The following is a 1,470-nucleotide window of genomic DNA, read 5'->3' on the forward strand; positions in this document are numbered from 1 at the left end:
AAACTCTTTTAAAAACAGAGTCTTTAAACGTCACAAATTATGATACGATTGCTGAAAAGGTTATTGAATACTATCAATTAACGCTAAAATTATCAGAAAGTATTTTTCAAAAGATATCACCTGAAGTTTTGGTTAATGATATTGAAGCTTCTAACAAAATTGTGATTTTGGGTATAGGTAGTTCTGGACTAACTGCCACAGAATTCTCATTAAGATTAAATAGAATGGGAATAAACTCCAATGCCGTCACAGATAGTTACTCAATGTTTGCCCAATCAGTTTTATTGAATTCAAAGGATTTAATTATTGCTATTTCAAGTTCAGGAGAAACCCCAGAAATAATAAAAACTTGTAATGAAGCTAAAAAGAACAACGTAAAAATAACGGCACTAACTAAAAAATTTAACTCTTCAATTAGTAAAACCACAGACAATATTTTTTATACTAGCGATAGTGATCTTCTAGAGGACGATAAATTTCACAATGATCAACTTTCATTTCTATTCTTTATTGATGTTATTACCTATCATTTATTAAAAAATAATAAGTATAGCGAAAATTACAAAAAAGTATTACAAGTATGGAAGGAAAAGTAAAGTATAGAATAATCAATAATGCACCGGTGAATAGTTTGCCACATTAAGCAAACATAAATTATTATTTATTCTTTATAGCGCTTACAAATGTTTCTGTAATTAATTTAGGACGAGTAATCGCACTCCCTACAACTACGGAATGTGCTCCCTTTTCTAGAGCTTTCCTTGCCAAATCAGGGGTACTAATGTGACCTTCTGCAATCAAAGGGATATTTACGTTTTTCAAAATTTCCGTTAAATAATAAAAATCATTTGTTGTCACATTATAATCTTTAGAAGTTTCTGTATATCCCATTAAAGTAGTCGAAACACAATCAAATCCTAACCTTTCTGCTTCTATCGCTTCAGAAACTGTAGAAATGTCTGCCATTAATAATACATTTGAATTTTTCGTTTTTATTATCTGTATAAATGATTCTAAAAATTCATTATTAGGTCTTTTACGATCTGTAGCGTCTAAAGCAATCATTTCACATTCTGAAGAAATTAATTCTTCAATTTCTTTTATGGTTGGGGTTATATAAATATCTGAGTCTTTATAATTTCGTTTCACAATTCCAATAATCGGTAAAACTACATTTTTTTTAATTTCTTTAATATCTTCACTCGAATTTGAACGTATTCCATTAGCTCCACCTTGCTGGGCTGCTAATGCTACTCTCCCCATAATGTTTGATCCATGAAGTGGTTCATCTTCTAGAGCCTGACACGATACTACTATACCGTCCTTTATTCTATCTAACATCTAAGCTATCACTCTCCTTTTGTGAAAATAATTTCATTTTGAAATTATTAAATGAAATTATTTTCTAATTATAAATCATTATTTTGTAATGCGCAAACTTATTACTTGAAAATTTAGATAATAGTTAAT

General features: G+C 29.2%; 2 protein-coding genes. One reads left to right on the forward strand and one right to left on the reverse strand.

Going from position 1 to position 1,470, the window contains the following annotated elements; genetic code table 11:
- Positions 1 to 596 (forward strand): MurR/RpiR family transcriptional regulator (locus WYK_RS06260; protein ID WP_051387350.1); only part of this gene is annotated, 596 nt, incomplete at its 5' end.
- Between the two features lie 61 nt (positions 597 to 657).
- Here the strand turns inward: WYK_RS06260 and WYK_RS06265 are convergent.
- Entirely contained in the window at positions 658 to 1,341 is a 684-nt protein-coding gene (locus WYK_RS06265) for an N-acetylmannosamine-6-phosphate 2-epimerase (RefSeq protein WP_040373703.1), read from the reverse strand.
- Positions 1,342 to 1,470 lie beyond the last annotated feature (129 nt).

The organism is Peribacillus psychrosaccharolyticus ATCC 23296, from assembly GCF_000305495.1.
GTDB classification, from domain to species: Bacteria; Bacillota; Bacilli; order Bacillales; family DSM-1321; genus Peribacillus; species Peribacillus psychrosaccharolyticus.